Raw genomic sequence first — 17,195 nt, forward strand, 5'->3', positions numbered from 1 at the left:
AACGAGAAGTTCTGGACGGACTGTCAGACGCTGATCACCGGAGGCGCACCGCCTCCGCGTGCATCTGATGAAGTCTGTCCCCGGACACATGATGGTCTGAGCACGGCGCATCCGCGTATCGCTCAGATCGTCAGGGGTTCTAGTTGCCACCAAACGCGATGTCGCTCAGTTAGGGGAGCGTCCACGGCCTCAACGAAATGACGGGGAACGCTAGGCGCCGCGATCGGACCATGTACAGGGCTGGCCCCTTCCACCAGGACGTTGTCGGTCCGCCTGGCTTAGGCGTTTCACGTGAAACACCGGGGACAGAGTCCGCCATGGTGACAGGCCACGAAGAATGAGTCCCGCTCGGATAGATGAAGTCCTAGGAGCGTAGTGCGTGCGTACTGTGCGACGCTGCCGGGCAGACGAATACAACAGGCCACACGTGACATCCTCAGTCAGGCGTGCGTAGATGTTTCACGTGAAACACCTGGGACAGAGTCCGCCATGGTGACAGGCCGCGATGAAAGAGACCGGCTCGTATAGTTGAAGGCCTACGAGCGGTAGCGACTACTGTGCGACGCTGCCGGACAGACGGATACAACGGGCCACGAATGACATCCTCGATCAGGCGTGCCTAGATGTTTCACGTGAAACGCTGGGGGCAGGGTCGCATATCGCAGAGTCACACTGGAGCACGCCTGCCGGGAAGCCCGATGAAGATTCGTAAGCGGTGGTGAGTGGACACCGCGCCACGCGTACAGCAAGGGACTGATACACCGGACTGGTCGCGCCGGTTCCTAGGCCCGAGGAGTCGATGTAGGGCCTGAAGACAGGGGGCTGAGCTCTTTGAGTTCGGGATACAAGCACCTTGAGGATGACAGCTCGGGTGCCAGGGTGAACCGCTCAGGTGCCCGGGGGACCGTTCAGCGTTCGGTGTGCAGACTGACGCGCTGGCCTCGCGACTGCCGAACTTCCCCCTTGGATCGTGGGGCAACTTTGAAGCTGTCCGACGACAAGGACTTCCACGAGATGCATCTTCGGGATCATCCAGCGTCCCCGGGGCTACTGCCGACAGGTCAGGAATTGTCACGTTCATCCATGAAACTCACGGCCTTCTCATCGACGCACGTCCGGTGGAGAGCTTCACGAACTAACCTCCTCCAACGGCCGGCCCACGGACTGCTCGGCCAGCAACCCCGGAGTCGCAGCATCGCCTGCCGGCGACTCCAGGGATCGGCATAGCCGAGCAGCCAAAGCGTTCGAAGGCGTAAATGAGGCACGACAACGTCCTAGGTCCAAGAAGTCCGATGCCTAGAAAATCGCAGGTCCCAAGAGGGGACCGTAAGGGGCACTCTTGCTGCATCCCGGGACCGGCCGTAGCAGCAGCGCGACTGCACGAAGCACACGGCCCGTGAACTGAAATTCCCAGTCATTTCTTGACCATCGTTCGTGGCGTGGAGCGCAAATCCACCGCAACCCTTCACCCTCGAATCAGGATGGAGATTTCACGTGACGCGGCCGGCACAAAGATGTATTTCCCTCCCGAGCTATCAAGTTCCACTTGTTCGGGCAGCCGCCGGCGCAATCGGTCTTTGAACGGAAGGCTGGTGCCAACCCAGGAATGCAGTCCCAACCGACAGCTCACATGCCCACGTGCGCTCGTGCCAGGAATGGAGGTCGCCGCTCAGAGTCGAGTGGTTTCACGTGAAACCAAACGGGGGAGCCATGTGGGTTCACCGACTGCCAGGCAACAATGTTGGACTGTTCCGTCGCTAACGACCCCGCCGAGAGTTTACGACCGCATCCACTTACGTCCGGTGCCCGTCCAGCCGGGATCACCTGCATGACCGGACCCACGGGCTCAGAAGAGTATGCACGGGCGTGGCAGACGCTCTCAGCCGCCATGAGAGCCCGCTAGACCCCGGAACTCGTTTATGGAAGAGCGATGCGCAGTGGGCATGCCATTGCGGCATCCTCCCGCCGCAGACTGAGAGCGGCTTCGAGCGCAGATAATCACCGAATTTGCCCCGATCAGCCCTCCCAAAGCCCTCTGGGAACCGTGGAAGGTCTGAGTGGAGTAGAAAGAAAGGCCAGCCCCGGCGTTTCCGTAGGCCACTCGGCGGTTGAGGACAGGTCGACAGGACGGTTGGGGCAGGTTCATACGGCGCTAGGTCACAGGCCACAGAGCGCTTAGATCGCGATCTAGAGGGCGCCGGGCGGCCGCAGCGGGGCACAATGGCAAATACCGCGCATCCACGTACTTGTACGCCCCGAACGGACGCGTTCGGCGCTCTGCCAGCAGTAGCCTTGAGCGACGCCGCAACGCTCAACACGGCCATTCAATCCCTGGGAAAAGGCGTCATGGGGAAGCAATTCCCGCATCTTGCAGTGGAATTCATCAAAAGTGTCCAGTGCCTCCGGCGGACGGTATGGCTGCAAGCGGTGTAGATGGGCTGCACGGTCCATTGCCTGCGTCCGTGCCCGCGTCCAGGTCCAGGTCCAGCTCCACGTCGACTCGGCGTCCGTGCCTACGTCCACGCACATGTCCGCTGTTAGAGGCCAGCACGCCGTACCAGCTAGCCCACTGGGATCCGGTCAGGACTGCTGCAACGTCGATCCAGCCATTCAACAACCATAATGAGCAGCGATTCCGTGGTGCGGAGGGCAGTTCGAGTACTCAGACCAAACACTCAGACCAAAGAAGAAGGGCCCGTTTCACGTGAAACGGGCCCTCGAAAATGCTGAAGTTCCTAGTTTTCGGCCCCGGGAGCCAACACGTCCATGATTCGGTTCAGATCTTCCACGCTGGCGAACTCGATGCTGACGCGTCCTTTTCGTGCGCCCAACGAGATCTTCACGTTTGTATCGAGGCGATCCGAAAGTGAGGAGGCCAGATAATCCAGGCGTTCATGGCGCGCACCGGGACGGGGGATGTTGTTCTTCGCCGGTGCGGCAGGCTCGCGGTGAAGAGTAACCGCTTCCTCCGTGGCACGTACAGACATACCCTCGGCCACAATCTTTTGCGCAAGGCGTTCCATGGCGGCTGCGTCCGGCAAGGCCAGCAGTGCCCGAGCGTGTCCCGCGGAGAGGACGTTTGCAGCCACACGGCGCTGCACCAGCGGGGGCAGCTTGAGCAGCCGGAGAGTGTTCGACACCTGGGGGCGCGAGCGGCCGATGCGGTCAGCGAGCTGCTCGTGAGTTGTGCCGAAGTCTTCGAGGAGCTGCTGGTAGGCGGCAGCCTCTTCCAGCGGATTCAGCTGGCTGCGGTGCAGGTTCTCCAGCAGTGCGTCGCGAAGCAGGTCGTCGTCGGTGGTGTCACGGACGATTGCGGGGATTGTGTCCAGTCCTGCGGCCTGAACCGCCCGCCAGCGGCGTTCACCCATGACCAACTCATAGGGTTCACCACCCTCTTCGGTTGAGGTACGCACCACAATTGGCTGGAGAACGCCTATTTCCCGAACTGAGTGAACCAGCTCGGCCATATCGTCCTCATCGAAGACGGTGCGGGGCTGTTTCCGGTTGGGATGAATATCAGCCACGGGGATTTCGGCAAACCGAACGCCCGGAACCTCAACAAGCTCGACGTCGTTGCCCGCTGCCCGGTAATCCGCAGCTGAAGCATCGTCCGTTCCGGCAGCAGCATCGGCGGGCACCTCATCGCCGGCCCTACCGGCGGCTGGCGCGCCAGCCGCGGTTTTCACCGGAGCGGCCGTGACCGGCGCCTCCTTGGTACCGGGATCGGTAGCAACAGAACCCTTGGATCCGGAGGACCGGCTGGGCGTCGTCGAAGAGGGTTCAACAGCGGGAGCAGTTTCAGCGGTCGCAGACTTGCGCGCTTCCGGAAAGAAAAGGTCCACAGGGCGTGACGGCGCTGCTCCGCTACCCGAAGCGTTTGTGGAGGCAGAACTTGGAATGAGTGCGCCAAGACCGCGACCGAGCCCGCGTCGCTTATCGCTCATTGATGAATCCCTCCATTGGAAGAGCCCGGCTATGCCTGGCTCCGGCTGTTGCAGTGTTTGGAAAATTCTAGCGCTCAGCGATTTCCGCTGCGGCTTCCAGATAGGAAAGGGCGCCGCTGGAGGATGGATCGTACGTCATGACCGTCTGCTGATAGCTCGGTGCCTCGGAGATGCGCACGGAGCGTGGAACAACAGCACCCAGCACCTGGTCCGGGAAGTGCTGGCGCACCTCGGCGGCAACCTGCGCCGCCAGGTTCGTCCGGCCGTCGTACATAGTCAGCAGAATGGTGGAAACCTCCAGATCAGCATTCAAATGCTTCTGGATCATCTCGATGTTCTTCAGCAGCTGGCTAAGGCCCTCCAGCGCATAGTACTCACACTGAATAGGGATCAAGACCTCGCCTGCAGCGCAGAATGCATTCACCGTCAGCAGGCCAAGACTCGGCGGGCAGTCGATGAATATGTAGTCCAGCCGTTCTTCGCCCTTTTTCTGGCGTGACTTGGCGTAAACGTCGATGGCGCGGCGGAGCCGCTGCTCCCTGGCCACGAGCGACACCAGTTCGATTTCGGCGCCGGCCAGGTGAATGGTGGCAGGCGCACAAATGAGGTTGTTGATGTCGGGGCATGGAGCCACAACGTCCTCCAGCGCCATGTCATTGATCAAAACGTCGTAGATGCTGTCGACGTCGGCATGATGTTCGATGCCCAATGCGGTGGAGGCGTTTCCCTGCGGGTCAATGTCGATAACCAGGACATTCAGCCCGGCCGCCGCCAGCGCGGCCGCGATGTTGACGGTGGTGGTGGTCTTACCCACGCCACCTTTTTGGTTTGAAACGGTAAAGACTCGGGTCTTCTCGGGTTTAGGAAGGTTGCGGTCCAAGAGCCTCTCCCGGCGCCTGTTCTCGTGCGCTAGTTCGCGGGCAATGGGGCTATCGTCATCCAAGGCATCCAAAACGTTCCCGATGGCCGGTGTTTCACGTGAAACCTTCGCACCGTTCATGATGCCCGCAACCGAATTCAGGTGATTCGATGCCGTAGCGACCGAGGGTACACCAAAGGCGCGTGCCGACCCCAAGGACACGAACGGGGGGATCCGCTGCGTGGAGGTTTCGCTACTGGTCACTGGGACACACTCACTCTCGTTCGGCTCTTACTGCCGTTCTCTAGCCTAACCGCTACGCCCTCAAGACCCGTGGCACCGGGCCTGGGCTAGGCGATCTTTTGGGTCTTCTTCACTACAATCCGCACCACGGTGGTGGGTTCCTCCAGCAGATCCTGCCCCACTGTTACCACGGAAGTCTGCACCCCGCCCAGCTTGCGGATCACCTTGGCGGCCTTTTCAATTTCCTCGGCGGCGCTTCGGCCCTTGATGGCTACAACTTCACCATCGCCATCCAACAGCGGAATGGTCAGGCCAGCCAAATTCTTCAGCGCCGACACGGCCCGAGCCGTGACAACGTCCGCCTTCACCATCCCTACAGCCAGTTCAGCCCGGGTGCGCATAACCGTAACATTGCTCAGTCCGAGATCGTCCACGACCTCCTGCAGCCAGATGACCCGCCGTTCCAGCGGTTCAATAAGGGTCAGCTCAAGATCCGGGCGGGCGATGGCCAGGCACAGGCCCGGCAGGCCCGCTCCGCTGCCGACGTCGACCACGTGGCTTCCATGCGCAATTTCGCTTTCAATAACCGCGCAGTTCAGGACGTGGCGTCCCCACAGCCGGGGAACTTCCCGCGGACCGATGAGTCCACGTTCGGTTCCCGACGTGGCGAGATGCTCCACATACCGCTCGGCCAAGCCAAGGCGGTCGCCGAAGATCTTCTCCGCTGCCTGGCGTTCGGCCGCCGTTATTTCCACCATCAGTAGATCAGCCGGCGGTTCAGTCGGCGGAGACGACGATGTGCCGGCCGGCGCCTTCGCCCTCGGACTCGCTTACAAGCCCGAGATCGGCAACGGCGTCGTGCACGATCTTGCGCTCGTAGGCGCTCATCGGCTCAAGGGCGACTGCCTCACCGGTTTTCTTGACGGACGCCACGGCATCCTCGGCGATCTTCTGCAGGTGGCCCGCGCGCTCCTTGCGGTACCCGTTAATGTCGAGCACCAAGCGTGACCGGTTATCCGTTGCGGAAAGGACCGAGAGACGGGTCAGCTCCTGGAGTGCTTCCAGTACTTCGCCGTCCCGGCCCACAAGGCTCTCCAAGCCGGCAGACTCTTCATCGGTGACGATCGAGATGTAGGTGCGTCCGTTGCGGACCTCGATGTCGATGTCGCCGTCAATGTCGGCAATATCGAGCAGTTCCTCGAGGTAGTCAGCTGCGACGTCGCCTTCTTCTTCCAGGCGGCTCGCAGACGTACCCTTACCGCCGTTCACTGCCTCGGTGGCGTCGTCCTGGTCTTCGCTGACATCAGCGGAAAGTGCGTGCTCAGAGCTCTCAACAGACATTACTTCTTCTTCCTGTTCTTACGTTGTGGCTGAATGCGCTGGCTGCGGGCCTGCGCAACCGCAGCGGCGGCAGCGGCCTCAGCCTCGGCGTCGACTTTCTTGCCACCCAAGATGGGCAGGGACGGCAGGCCCTTGGCGGCACGGCGCTCGGCGAGGGCCTTTGCGGCGGGGGATCCCGGCGTCGGCATGCGGCGGATGACGAAGAACTGCTGACCCATGGTCCACAGGTTGGTGGTGGTCCAGTAGATGAGGACACCGATGGGGAAGTTGATGCCGCCAACACCGAAGACGATGGGCAGGATGTAGAGCATCATCTTCTGCTGGCGCATGAAGGGGCTCGCCATGGCCTCTTCGGACATGTTCTTGGCCATGATCTGCTTCTGCGTGATGAACTGCGAAGCCGTCATGGCCAGGATCATCACGATGGAGAGGATCCAGACCGCGGTCTGGTTACCGGCGCCGCCGTGCAGCAGGGAAGCCGAAAGCGTAGCTCCAAAGATGCTGGAATCGTCGAACTGCACCACCTGCTCGTGGCTCATAGCGCCGATGCCGGCACCCTTAGTCCGGGCGGCCGTGATGCCGGAGAGCACCTGGAACAGGGCGAAGAAGAACGGCATCTGGATCAGCATGGGCAGGCAGGCCGAGAACGGGTTGGTCCCATGCTTCTTGTACATGGCCATCTGTTCCTGTGCCATGGCCTGGCGGGACAGCTGGTCGGTCTTGCCCTTGTACTTGTCCTGCAGCTTCTTGAGGTCCGGCTGCAGGAGCTGCATTCCGCGCTGGGCCTTGATCTGCTTGACGAACACAGGGATCAGGGCGGCACGGATCACCAGCACCAGCCCGATGATGGACAGCGTCCACGTCCAGCCGTTGGCGGCCGGCAGGCCAATGGTGCTCAGGCCCTCATGGAAGCCCACCATGATGACTGACACCAGCCACTTGAACGGAAACATAATTGTTTCAAAGAAGTCCATACGATATCCCTATTCGTTAGGCCGCAACGCGGCCTTCTCCATCAGTCCGAGCAGCCAGGTATTTATCCGGGTTGTTCAGCACAACAATTGTGGGGGTCTGGTTGTCTGGCCATTCGCGGTGGCCTGCGGGGACGTGGTCCACGCCGCCGGCGTTCCAGGGATGGCAGCGCACCAGGCGCCTGGCCGCGAGCCAGCTTCCCTTGACGGCTCCGTGAACCGTGATTGCCTCCAGCGCGTACGCCGAGCACGAAGGAAAGAAGCGGCAGACCTGGCCGTACAAGGGTGAAATCACCTTGCGGTAGGCCATCAGCAGAAGAATGAGGATATTGCGCGGCAGGTTCCAGACGAATCTGCCGGCAGCCGCTGCTGCGGACTTGAGGGAAGGGACGACGGCGGCAGTCAGGTCAAGCACGCTGTGTCCCTTCCTGTGTTGTTCCGTTCGATCGCAATGCAGCCGACTTTGGATGGCGGCCACCCAGCCGCTTCATGGTTACTTCCAAGGCAGCGTTGTAATCCGCCAGCAGTTCCTGCCAGCTGGCGGTTGCCGATGCGGGCAGGGCACGCACCACAATAGCGAACCCGGTACCGTACTCGCGCAGCGAGACAGCACCGGCTTCCCTAAGTCTCCTCTTAACGAGGTTCCTGGCAACAGCGTTCCCGACACCCTTGGAAACGATGAACCCGATCCTGCTGGGTTCATCGGCCCCGATAGTTGCCGTATATAACACTACGTTCCGGCGTCCATTGCGGACGCCGGAACGTACAGTTGTTGAAAAATCGGTTGAAGTCCTCAGACGGTTCCTGGTGGCCAGCACCGTTAAACTCGCAAAGGGAAGATAACCGACGAGTCAGTATTTAGGCCGACAGTTCGACGCGGCCCTTGCCGCGGCGGGCAGCCAGGATGGCGCGGCCGGCACGGGTGCGCATACGAAGGCGGAAGCCGTGCTTCTTGGCCCGACGGCGGTTATTCGGCTGAAAAGTCCGCTTGCTCACGTTAGTTACTCCAGTGGATCAAAGGTGCGCCCACCCGATCAAAAAGGGGAAGAACTGGCCGACGCTAAGTTTTGTATGTGTCTGCCTCCCCCGATTCCCGGAACGCTGGGGCGTCTGGAAGGTCCAAATGGGGTCAGAAAGCAGGCACAAAGGACTCCACAACGTTAGGCCAAAACGCGACCCCGAGTCAAACCGGCAGGTGGCCCGCCGCATTTCCCCAACTGTGGCTAACCGACGTCCCCAGCCTGTGGATGAAGTGGGTCACAAGCCGCTTTTTCGAACCACAACGGTGTAATTATCCACAAGCTACTTCCCAGCTATCTTCTGGCCTTTTCATCCCCTAGAGTGGCCCAGTAGCCGATTATCCACGGACTGTGCATAACCCTGTGGATGAAGCCGGGACAGTACCCTGAATCCAGGCTTGCGGCTGCACGTAATGCAGGTAAGCAAGCTTTGAGGAACCCGATTGATGACAGTAGACGAAGCCAACCACGCCAATACTGTCGGAAGTTCCTGGCGGCGCGTGGTGAACCTTCTTGAGCAGGACGACCGCGTTTCCCCAAGACAGCGCGGCTTTGTCATCCTCGCCCAGGCACAGGGCCTGATCGGTTCCACCCTTCTCGTGGCCGTGCCCAACGAACTCACCCGGGAAGTGCTCCAGACCCAGGTCAAGGACGCGCTCGATGACGCGCTCCGCAATGTTTTCTCAGACGACATCCGCTGCGCCATCGATGTTGACACCGATCTGGTGCCCGTCCACGAAGAGCCGGAACCCGCCGTCGAGCTTTCCCTCGCTGCCGATCCGTCGGTGGAACTGAAGCCGCAGCCCATGCTGCCGAGCACCTCCCACGAGTTCGGCCGGCTGAATCCCAAGTACGTCTTTGACACGTTCGTGATCGGCTCATCGAACCGGTTCGCCCATGCCGCTGCCGTGGCGGTGGCCGAAGCGCCTGCGAAGGCCTACAACCCGCTGTTCATCTACGGCGACTCCGGACTGGGGAAGACCCACCTGCTGCACGCGATCGGCCACTACGCCCGGCGCCTCTACAGCGGCATCCGTGTCCGGTACGTGAACTCCGAGGAATTCACCAACGACTTCATCAACTCGATCCGCGACGACGAGGGCGCCAGCTTCAAGACCACGTACCGCAACGTGGATGTGCTGCTGATCGATGACATCCAGTTCCTCGCCGGCAAGGACCGGACCCTGGAGGAGTTCTTCCACACGTTCAACTCCCTGCACAACAACAACAAGCAGGTTGTGATCACGTCCGACCAGCCGCCCAAGCTGCTGGCCGGTTTCGAAGACCGCATGAAGTCACGCTTCGAATGGGGCCTGCTGACCGATATCCAGCCGCCGGAACTCGAAACCCGCATCGCCATCCTCCGGAAGAAGGCCCTCAGCGAAGGCCTCTCCGCTCCGGACGACGCCCTGGAATACATCGCTTCCAAGATCTCCAGCAACATCCGCGAACTCGAGGGCGCCCTCATCCGGGTCACGGCCTTCGCGAGCCTCAACCGCCAGCCGGTGGATGTTGCCCTGGCCGAGATGGTCCTGAAGGACCTCATCACCGACGACGGCGCGCAGGAGATCACCTCGAGCCAGATCCTCACGCAGACGGCCGAGTACTTCAAGCTCAGCATGGAAGAGCTCTGCAGCAAGTCCCGGACCCGGACACTGGTCACGGCCCGGCAGATCGCCATGTACCTGTGCCGCGAGCTGACGGACATGTCGCTACCCAAGATCGGGCAGGAGCTCGGCGGCCGCGACCACACCACGGTCATTCACGCTGACCGCAAGATCCGCGAGCTCATGGCTGAGCGCCGTGTGATCTACAACCAGGTCACCGAGCTGACCAACCGGATCAAGCAGCAGCAGCGCGACTCCTGACCCGCGGTTCTTAACCTTATTAACAGGCACGTGTGGATAACCCTGTGGACAGTTAAGGGGACAACCGCGGTTAATGGGCTTAAAACCCTTAAGGTGTCTGTGGATCGCCGAATCGGCCAAAAATGTTATCCCCATCCACAGGCTGTTTAAAACCTGCTCCGCCCACAGTCCATGAACAGGGCTTAACCGCGGATTCCAGCCGCGGGACGGGGTTATCCACAGTTTCCACAGCAGTTATTAACACTACTAATCCCAAAAAATTGAAATTCCCTCAAACAACAATCTCGTTCCCCGCCCCACACGACTCCGGGACCCCGGCCCCGAAGGGCCGCCGTCCCTGACGGGGATGGGGAAATCCCCAATGTTCCGGCTAAGCTGTCAGCAGCGCTCCCATCCTCGGGTCTGCCAGTGGTTCAGCAAGTGCGGACCATGCAGGTTCAGGTGTCCCGGGAGCAGTGGTTTTGTGGACTCCCCGCAGGAGTTCCCGTTCAGAAAATGGCAGCAGCAATGAAAGGCGGCACCCTTCCGTGAAGTTCAGAGTCGAACGGGACGTCCTGGCAGAAGCCGTAACGTGGACAGCCCGATCGTTGTCTCCGCGGCCGCCGGTACCGGTCCTGTCCGGCCTGCTCCTCAAGGCCGAGGCCGGAACAGTGAGCCTGTCGAGCTTTGACTACGAGACGTCGGCCAGGCTTGAAATCCCCGCCGACATCGCGGAGGAAGGCACCATCCTGGTCTCAGGCCGGCTCCTCGCCGATATCTGCCGCAGCCTCCCGTCCGCCCCCGTTGAGGTGGCGACCGACGGCAACAAGGTGACACTCACCTGCCGCCGAAGCAGCTTCCACCTGGCAACCATGCCGGAGGCCGAATACCCGCCGCTGCCTGCCCTGCCCACCATCAGCGGCACGGTTGCCGGCGACTCCTTCGCCCAGGCTGTTTCCCAGGTGATCATCGCCGCCAGCAAGGACGACACCCTGCCCATCCTCACCGGCGTGCGCATGGAGATCGAGGACGACCTCATCACCCTCCTGGCCACAGACCGTTACCGGCTCGCCATGCGGGAAGTTCCCTGGAAGCCTGTCACCCCCGGCATGTCCACCAGTGCCCTGGTCAAGGCCAAGACCCTCAACGAGGTTGCGAAGACACTCGGAAGCAGCGGGGACATCAACCTCGCCATTGCCGACGACGACAGCCGCCTCATCGGGTTTGAAAGCGGCGGCCGCACCACCACCTCGCTTCTGGTCGACGGCGACTACCCCAAGATCCGTTCCCTGTTCCCGGACACCACGCCGATTCATGCCACCGTGCAGACCCAGGAACTCGTGGAGGCAGTCCGACGTGTGTCATTGGTTGCCGAGCGCAACACACCCGTCCGCCTCGCCTTCACCCAGGGCCAGCTCCACCTTGATGCCGGCACCGGCGAGGATGCGCAGGCCTCTGAGGAACTCGAAGCGCAGCTGTCCGGCGAAGACATCACCGTGGCGTTCAACCCGCACTACCTCGTTGAGGGCCTGAGCGTCATCGAAACGAAGTACGTCCGCTTCTCCTTCACCACCGCACCAAAGCCGGCCATGATCACCGCCCAGGTTGACGCCGACGGCGACGACCAGGACGACTACCGCTACCTCGTGATGCCGGTCCGCCTGCCCAACTAGGTAGCAGCAGATGTCGTTATGGGCGCCCAAAACGACACCTAATGCGACCCAGTTGGGTGCACCGCCGCAGCCCCACCACCACACCAGCGCAGAAAAGAGCTCACACCGTGCACATCGGACTGATCGGCCTTGGCAAAATGGGTTTCAACATGCGCGAACGTCTGCGCAAAGGCGGCGTTGAGGTCACGGGTTTCGACCGCAACCCCGACGTGACCGATGTTTCCTCCGTCGACGAGCTCATAGCGGCCGTGCCGGTTCCGCGCCTGGTCTGGGTCATGGTCCCTTCCGGGGCTATCACCGACGCGGTCATCACCGAACTCAGCGAGAAGCTGCAGCCCGGCGATTTAGTGATCGACGGCGGCAACTCGCGCTTCACCGAGGACCAGAAGCACGGTGCCGTGCTGGCTGAAAAGGGAATCCGCTTCGCCGACTGCGGCGTCTCCGGCGGCGTCTGGGGGCTCCAAAACGGCTACGGCCTGATGGCCGGCGGCGATGCCGAGGACATTGAACGTGCGCTGCCTGTCTTTGACGCCCTTCGCCCGGAAGGTGAGCGGGCCGACAGCTTCGTCCACGTCGGCGGCGTCGGCGCAGGCCACTACGCCAAGATGGTGCACAACGGCATCGAGTACGGCCTGATGCAGGCTTATGCCGAGGGCTACGAACTCCTCGCGGCCAAGGACATCATCACCGATCTGCCCGGCACCTTCCGCGCCTGGCAGAAGGGCACGGTTGTCCGCTCCTGGCTGCTGGACCTCATGGTGAAAGCCCTGGACGAGGATCCGGGCCTGGCCTCCATCGACGACTACGTCGAGGACTCCGGTGAAGGACGCTGGACTGTGGAAGAAGCCATCGCGAATGCGGTTCCGGCGCCCGCCATCACGGCCGCGCTGTTCGCCCGCTTCTCATCTCGCGAAGACAATTCACCTGCCATGAAGATGGTGTCCGCGCTGCGCCAGCAGTTCGGCGGCCATGCCACCCGGCCAGCCAAGTAACACCGAGCCCGGGATCCGCAGGGTCCCGGGATTTGGGGCTCCCGAGAATTTGAAGATCGCGTGTACCTAGAACACCTGTCCCTGACCGATTTCCGCAGTTACGCCCAGGTTGACCTCCGGCTGGAACCCGGCGTCACCGTCCTGGTGGGCTCCAACGGAATCGGCAAGACCAACCTCATGGAAGCAATCGGCTACCTGGCGACGTTGAGTTCGCACCGAGTCAGTGCTGACGCCCCGCTGCTCCGCTTCGGAACCGAACGGGCCATGATCCGGGCCAAGCTGGTACGCGGCGAACAGTCCACGGTCCTGGAGCTGGAGATCAACGGCGGCCGGGCCAACCGCGGACGCATCAACCGCAGCAACCCGGTCCGTGCGCGGGACCTCCTGGGCATCTGCCACACCGTTCTCTTCGCGCCCGAGGATCTGGCACTGGTCAAGGGCGACCCCTCCAGCCGCAGGCGTTTCCTCGACGAGTTGCTGGTCAGCCTTGTGCCCCGGCACGCCGCCACGCGAAGCGACTACGACCGCGTGCTCAAGCAGCGCAACGCCCTGCTGAAATCCGCGCGCGCCGGAAAGTTCACGTCCGGCCATGAGGCCACCCTGGATGTCTGGGACCAGCACATGGCACGCGCCGGCGCGGAGCTGCTGCATGCCAGGCTGGAACTCGTGGAGCGCCTTCGCCCGCATCTGAACAGCGCGTACGCCCAGCTGACCGACGGGTCCAAGGCCGCGGACGCCATTTACCGGTCCACGCTCCAGAACATGATCGACGACGACGGCGCACCGGCCGGCGCGGGAGCCGAACCCTCTGCAGGCGGAGACCCGGTTGAAGACCTGCGGCTGCTGTCCGTTAATGAGCTCACCGAACGCTATGTGCGCGCCTTCGCGGCGTCCCGCCGCAAGGAACTCGAGCGGGGCATCTCGCTTGTGGGCCCGCACCGCGATGAACTGGAACTGGTCCTCGGCCAGGCACCGGCCAAGGGCTATGCCTCGCACGGTGAGACCTGGTCCATGTGCCTCTCCCTGCGGCTTGCCTCCTATTACGTCATGCTGGACGATGCCCGCACCGGAGGTTCGGCGCCCATCCTCATCCTGGACGATGTTTTTGCCGAGCTCGATGTGCAGCGGCGGCGTAAACTGGCCGCAATCGTTGCCGGTGCCGAGCAGGTGCTGGTGACCGCCGCCGTCGATGCCGACATTCCCGAAGAGCTGACCGGGCGGCGGGTGAAGGTTATCCCGGGAGGAATCGATGAACAGGGATAAGGACGGCGGCCTGCAGCCCGGCCGCGATCCCGATGAAATCGATGCCGCGCAGGCGGCCCTGAACAGAATGCGTGAAGCGGCAGCTGCCCGCGGCGAGGTCCGCCGGGCGGCGCCGCGCGCCGGAAGCAGCCAGAAACCGCGCACCACCGGGCGGAGCACCCGCGGCTTCAGCCAGTTCCATTCCACGGGCCGGGACCCCCTCGGGCTGGGCAAGGTGGTGGGCCGGCTGGTGGCCGAGCGCGGCTGGACCTCGCCCGTTGCCGTCGGCTCGGTCATGGCGGAATGGCCTGCCCTCGTGGGTCCCGAAATCGCCGCGCACTGCACGCCCGAAAGCTTCACTGACACCACACTGCACGTGAGGTGTGACTCCACGGCCTGGGCCACGCAGCTCCGGCTGCTGAGCATCAGCCTGCTCGACAAGTTCCGGACTGAACTGGGCGACGGCGTGGTCACCAGCATCCAGGTCCTCGGTCCGGCGGCGCCGAACTGGCGCAAAGGCGGGCGCACGGTCAACGGCCGCGGCCCCCGGGACACGTACGGATAGCCTGCTATCGCAAGGGATCGCCGACCGGCCCGGTGCCGGTTCCCTTGAAAAATGCACAAACGGCGTGTAGGGCGTTCAAACCGCCGTGAGTCGTATAGGAACCCAAAGACGGGACCGCTGGCCCCTTGCAGGCGGGGCCAATGGCCAGCGAGCGGCATATTGCCTGCCGTTCGAGGCCCCGGAATGCGGGAATCGTGCCTGTTTCACGATAGAATCTCCGTAGATAACTGGGCGCCGGTGAAACGTTGACTGAGTCCGTTTTCCCGCGCGATTCCAGCAGCGGAAGACGGGTCCGCAGGTCAATCGAGTAGCCGGCGCTATCAGTGACGTGCCTGTTGGCGGAAGCCTTTCCCTTGGGAGACGGCATCAGCCGGCCATCATCGAAACAGAGGAGTCGAAAGCGCCTGTGGCTAACGACAATGCAGATATCCAGGCAGTGGAACCCGCAACGGAAGATGCCCGGATGCCTGACACGCCGGCGGAAGCGGTGACACCGCGGGAATACGGTGCGAGCGACATTACCGTTCTCGAAGGCCTTGAAGCCGTGCGCAAACGGCCCGGCATGTATATCGGCTCCACCGGCCTCCGCGGCTTGCACCACCTGGTTTACGAAGTGGTGGACAACTCGGTGGACGAGGCCCTCGCGGGATACTGCACGCACATTGAGGTTGTCCTCCAGGCCGACGGCGGCGTCAAGGTGTCCGACGACGGCCGCGGCATTCCCGTGGACATCCACCCGACCGAGGGCAAACCCACTGTTGAAGTGGTCATGACCATCCTGCACGCCGGCGGCAAGTTCGGCGGCGGCGGTTATGCCGTGTCCGGCGGCCTCCACGGCGTGGGCATCTCGGTGGTCAACGCGCTCTCCCGCAGGGTGGACACCGAGGTCCGCAGGCAGGGTCACGTCTGGCGGATGTCCTTTGCCGACGGCGGCAAGCCCCAGGGCGATCTGGTCATGGGCGAGGAGACGGACGAGACGGGCACCACCCAGACGTTCTACGCGGACCCAACCATTTTCGAATCGGTCGAGTTCGAATTCGAGACGCTGCGTGCACGCTTCCAGCAGATGGCCTTCCTCAACAAGGGCCTCCGCATCACGCTCACGGATGAGCGGGTCACCACGACCCCCGGCGAGAACGACGATCTCGACCTCGACGCCGTGGCCACCGAGGGTGAAGTCAACGCTGAGCACCGCACAGTGGTGTACCAGTACAACGACGGCCTGCTGGACTACGTCAAGCACCTGAACTCCGGCAAGAAGGTGGACGTCGTCCACGAGGACGTCATTGCGTTCGAAACCGAGGACACGGAACGCAAAATCGCCGTGGAAATGGCCATGCAGTGGACCAACGCGTATTCGGAGAGCGTCCACACCTACGCCAACACCATCAACACCCACGAGGGCGGCACCCACGAAGAGGGCTTCCGGGCCGCGATGACCTCGCTCATCAACCGCTACGCGCGGGACAAGAGCATCATCAAGGAAAAGGAAGAGAACCTCACCGGCGACGACATCCGTGAGGGCCTGACGGCGGTCATCTCCGTGAAGCTTGCCGAGCCGCAGTTCGAGGGCCAGACCAAGACCAAGCTCGGCAACTCCGAGGTCAAGGGCTTCGTGCAGCGCGTGGTCACCGATCAGCTGGGCGACTGGCTGGAACGCAATCCCGGCCCCGCCCGCGATGTCATCCGCAAGGCCATTTCCGCTGCCCAGGCACGCATGGCGGCCCGCAAGGCACGCGACAACGCCCGGCGCAAGAGCCCGCTGGAATCCTTCGGCATGCCGGGCAAGCTCTCGGACTGCTCCTCGAAGGACCCGTCGAAGTGCGAGGTCTACCTGGTGGAGGGTGACTCCGCCGGCGGTTCCGCCAAGCGCGGGCGAAACCCGGAGACCCAGGCGATACTGCCGCTGCGCGGCAAGATCCTTAACGTCGAGCGTGCGCGCCTGGACAAGGCTCTGGGCAACAACGAAGTGCAGTCCATGATCACGGCCTTCGGCACCGGCATCGGCGAGGATTTCGACCTCAGCAAGCTGAGGTACCACAAGATCGTTCTCATGGCCGATGCCGACGTGGACGGGCAGCACATCACCACCCTGCTGATGACCCTGCTCTTCCGCTACATGCGCCCGCTCATCGAAAACGGCTACGTCTACCTCGCCCAGCCTCCGCTGTACCGGATCAAGTGGTCCAACGCGCCGCACGACTACGTCTTCAGCGACCGGGAACGCGACGCCGTGCTTGTCTCCGGCCAGGCCGCCGGACGCCGCATCCCGAAGGACAACGGCATCCAGCGCTACAAGGGCCTCGGCGAGATGGACTACACCGAGCTCTGGGACACCACGATGGACCCCGACCGGCGCACCCTCCTGCAGGTCACCATGGACGACGCCGCGGCTGCGGACCAGATATTTGCAGTCCTGATGGGCGAGGACGTCGAATCGCGCCGCAACTTCATTCAGCAGAACGCCAAGGACGTCAGGTTCCTGGACATCTAGCCGTT

At 62.5% G+C, this 17,195-nt stretch carries 14 protein-coding genes; 6 read left to right on the plus strand and 8 right to left on the minus strand.

What is annotated here, in order from left to right; translation table 11 throughout:
- Positions 1–2,735: 2,735 nt before the first annotated feature.
- The 8 genes from ASG92_RS01410 to rpmH form a co-directional block, all read right to left on the minus strand.
- Entirely contained in the window at positions 2,736–3,944 is a 1,209-nt protein-coding gene (locus tag ASG92_RS01410) for a ParB/RepB/Spo0J family partition protein (RefSeq protein WP_056623319.1), read from the minus strand.
- A gap of 67 nt (positions 3,945–4,011) precedes the next feature.
- The gene (locus ASG92_RS01415) at positions 4,012–5,067 is read right to left on the minus strand and encodes a ParA family protein (RefSeq protein WP_240986950.1); all 1,056 of its coding nucleotides are present in this window, start codon (positions 5,065–5,067) and stop codon (positions 4,012–4,014) included.
- 86 nt (positions 5,068–5,153) lie between these two features.
- On the minus strand, positions 5,154–5,804 hold the full coding sequence (gene rsmG, locus ASG92_RS01420; protein ID WP_056623321.1) for a 16S rRNA (guanine(527)-N(7))-methyltransferase RsmG: 651 nt from the start codon (positions 5,802–5,804) through the stop codon (positions 5,154–5,156).
- Between the two features lie 19 nt (positions 5,805–5,823).
- Entirely contained in the window at positions 5,824–6,387 is a 564-nt protein-coding gene (locus ASG92_RS01425; protein WP_056623325.1) for a R3H domain-containing nucleic acid-binding protein, read from the minus strand.
- Positions 6,387–7,361: a membrane protein insertase YidC gene (yidC, locus tag ASG92_RS01430; protein ID WP_056623329.1), complete on the minus strand. Its 975-nt coding sequence runs from the start codon at positions 7,359–7,361 to the stop codon at positions 6,387–6,389. The genes ASG92_RS01425 and yidC overlap by 1 nt, the downstream gene beginning before the upstream one ends.
- Before the next feature lie 16 nt (positions 7,362–7,377).
- The gene (gene yidD, locus ASG92_RS01435; protein WP_200951850.1) at positions 7,378–7,773 is read right to left on the minus strand and encodes a membrane protein insertion efficiency factor YidD; all 396 of its coding nucleotides are present in this window, start codon (positions 7,771–7,773) and stop codon (positions 7,378–7,380) included.
- Positions 7,766–8,176, minus strand: coding sequence for a ribonuclease P protein component (gene rnpA, locus ASG92_RS27010; RefSeq protein ID WP_082579234.1), 411 nt, complete (start codon positions 8,174–8,176; stop codon positions 7,766–7,768). Before rnpA ends, yidD begins: the two co-directional genes overlap by 8 nt.
- 40 nt (positions 8,177–8,216) lie before the next feature.
- Positions 8,217–8,354 carry a 50S ribosomal protein L34 gene (gene rpmH / locus ASG92_RS01440; RefSeq protein ID WP_011776797.1) on the minus strand — a complete coding sequence of 46 codons (138 nt, stop codon included), beginning with the start codon at positions 8,352–8,354 and terminating at the stop codon, positions 8,217–8,219.
- 469 nt (positions 8,355–8,823) lie between these two features.
- On the opposite strand from rpmH, the gene dnaA reads away from it, so the two are divergent.
- The 6 genes from dnaA to gyrB all read left to right on the plus strand — a co-directional run bounded on the left by dnaA (position 8,824) and on the right by gyrB (position 17,190).
- Complete coding sequence (gene dnaA, locus ASG92_RS01445) at positions 8,824–10,245, plus strand: chromosomal replication initiator protein DnaA (protein WP_056623334.1); 1,422 nt, start codon at positions 8,824–8,826, stop codon at positions 10,243–10,245.
- Between the two features lie 527 nt (positions 10,246–10,772).
- Positions 10,773–11,897: a DNA polymerase III subunit beta gene (gene dnaN / locus ASG92_RS01450; protein ID WP_056623336.1), complete on the plus strand. Its 1,125-nt coding sequence runs from the start codon at positions 10,773–10,775 to the stop codon at positions 11,895–11,897.
- Positions 11,898–12,004: 107 nt separating this feature from the next.
- Positions 12,005–12,889, plus strand: coding sequence for a phosphogluconate dehydrogenase (NAD(+)-dependent, decarboxylating) (gene gnd, locus ASG92_RS01455; RefSeq protein WP_056623339.1), 885 nt, complete (start codon positions 12,005–12,007; stop codon positions 12,887–12,889).
- 60 nt (positions 12,890–12,949) lie between these two features.
- Positions 12,950–14,152 (plus strand): DNA replication/repair protein RecF, encoded by a 1,203-nt coding sequence (recF, locus tag ASG92_RS01460; protein WP_056623342.1) that lies wholly within the window; start codon positions 12,950–12,952, stop codon positions 14,150–14,152.
- Complete coding sequence (locus tag ASG92_RS01465) at positions 14,139–14,696, plus strand: DciA family protein (protein WP_056623344.1); 558 nt, start codon at positions 14,139–14,141, stop codon at positions 14,694–14,696. Before recF ends, ASG92_RS01465 begins: the two co-directional genes overlap by 14 nt.
- A 406-nt stretch (positions 14,697–15,102) precedes the next feature.
- Complete coding sequence (gyrB, locus tag ASG92_RS01470; RefSeq protein ID WP_056623347.1) at positions 15,103–17,190, plus strand: DNA topoisomerase (ATP-hydrolyzing) subunit B; 2,088 nt, start codon at positions 15,103–15,105, stop codon at positions 17,188–17,190.
- Positions 17,191–17,195 lie beyond the last annotated feature (5 nt).

Origin of the sequence: Arthrobacter sp. Soil736, assembly GCF_001428005.1 — a bacterium.
GTDB lineage: Bacteria > Actinomycetota > Actinomycetes > Actinomycetales > Micrococcaceae > Arthrobacter.

Excerpts from the sequence above, each read along its gene's own strand:
- dnaA (WP_056623334.1), top strand. The coding sequence starts at position 8,824 with ATGACAGTAGACGAAGCCAACCACGCCAATACTGTCGGAAGTTCCTGG.
- yidC (WP_056623329.1), bottom strand. The coding sequence starts at position 7,361 with ATGGACTTCTTTGAAACAATTATGTTTCCGTTCAAGTGGCTGGTGTCA.
- ASG92_RS01465 (WP_056623344.1), top strand. The coding sequence starts at position 14,139 with ATGAACAGGGATAAGGACGGCGGCCTGCAGCCCGGCCGCGATCCCGAT.
- ASG92_RS01425 (WP_056623325.1), bottom strand. The coding sequence starts at position 6,387 with ATGTCTGTTGAGAGCTCTGAGCACGCACTTTCCGCTGATGTCAGCGAA.
- rsmG (WP_056623321.1), bottom strand. The coding sequence starts at position 5,804 with ATGGTGGAAATAACGGCGGCCGAACGCCAGGCAGCGGAGAAGATCTTC.
- ASG92_RS01410 (WP_056623319.1), bottom strand. The coding sequence starts at position 3,944 with ATGAGCGATAAGCGACGCGGGCTCGGTCGCGGTCTTGGCGCACTCATT.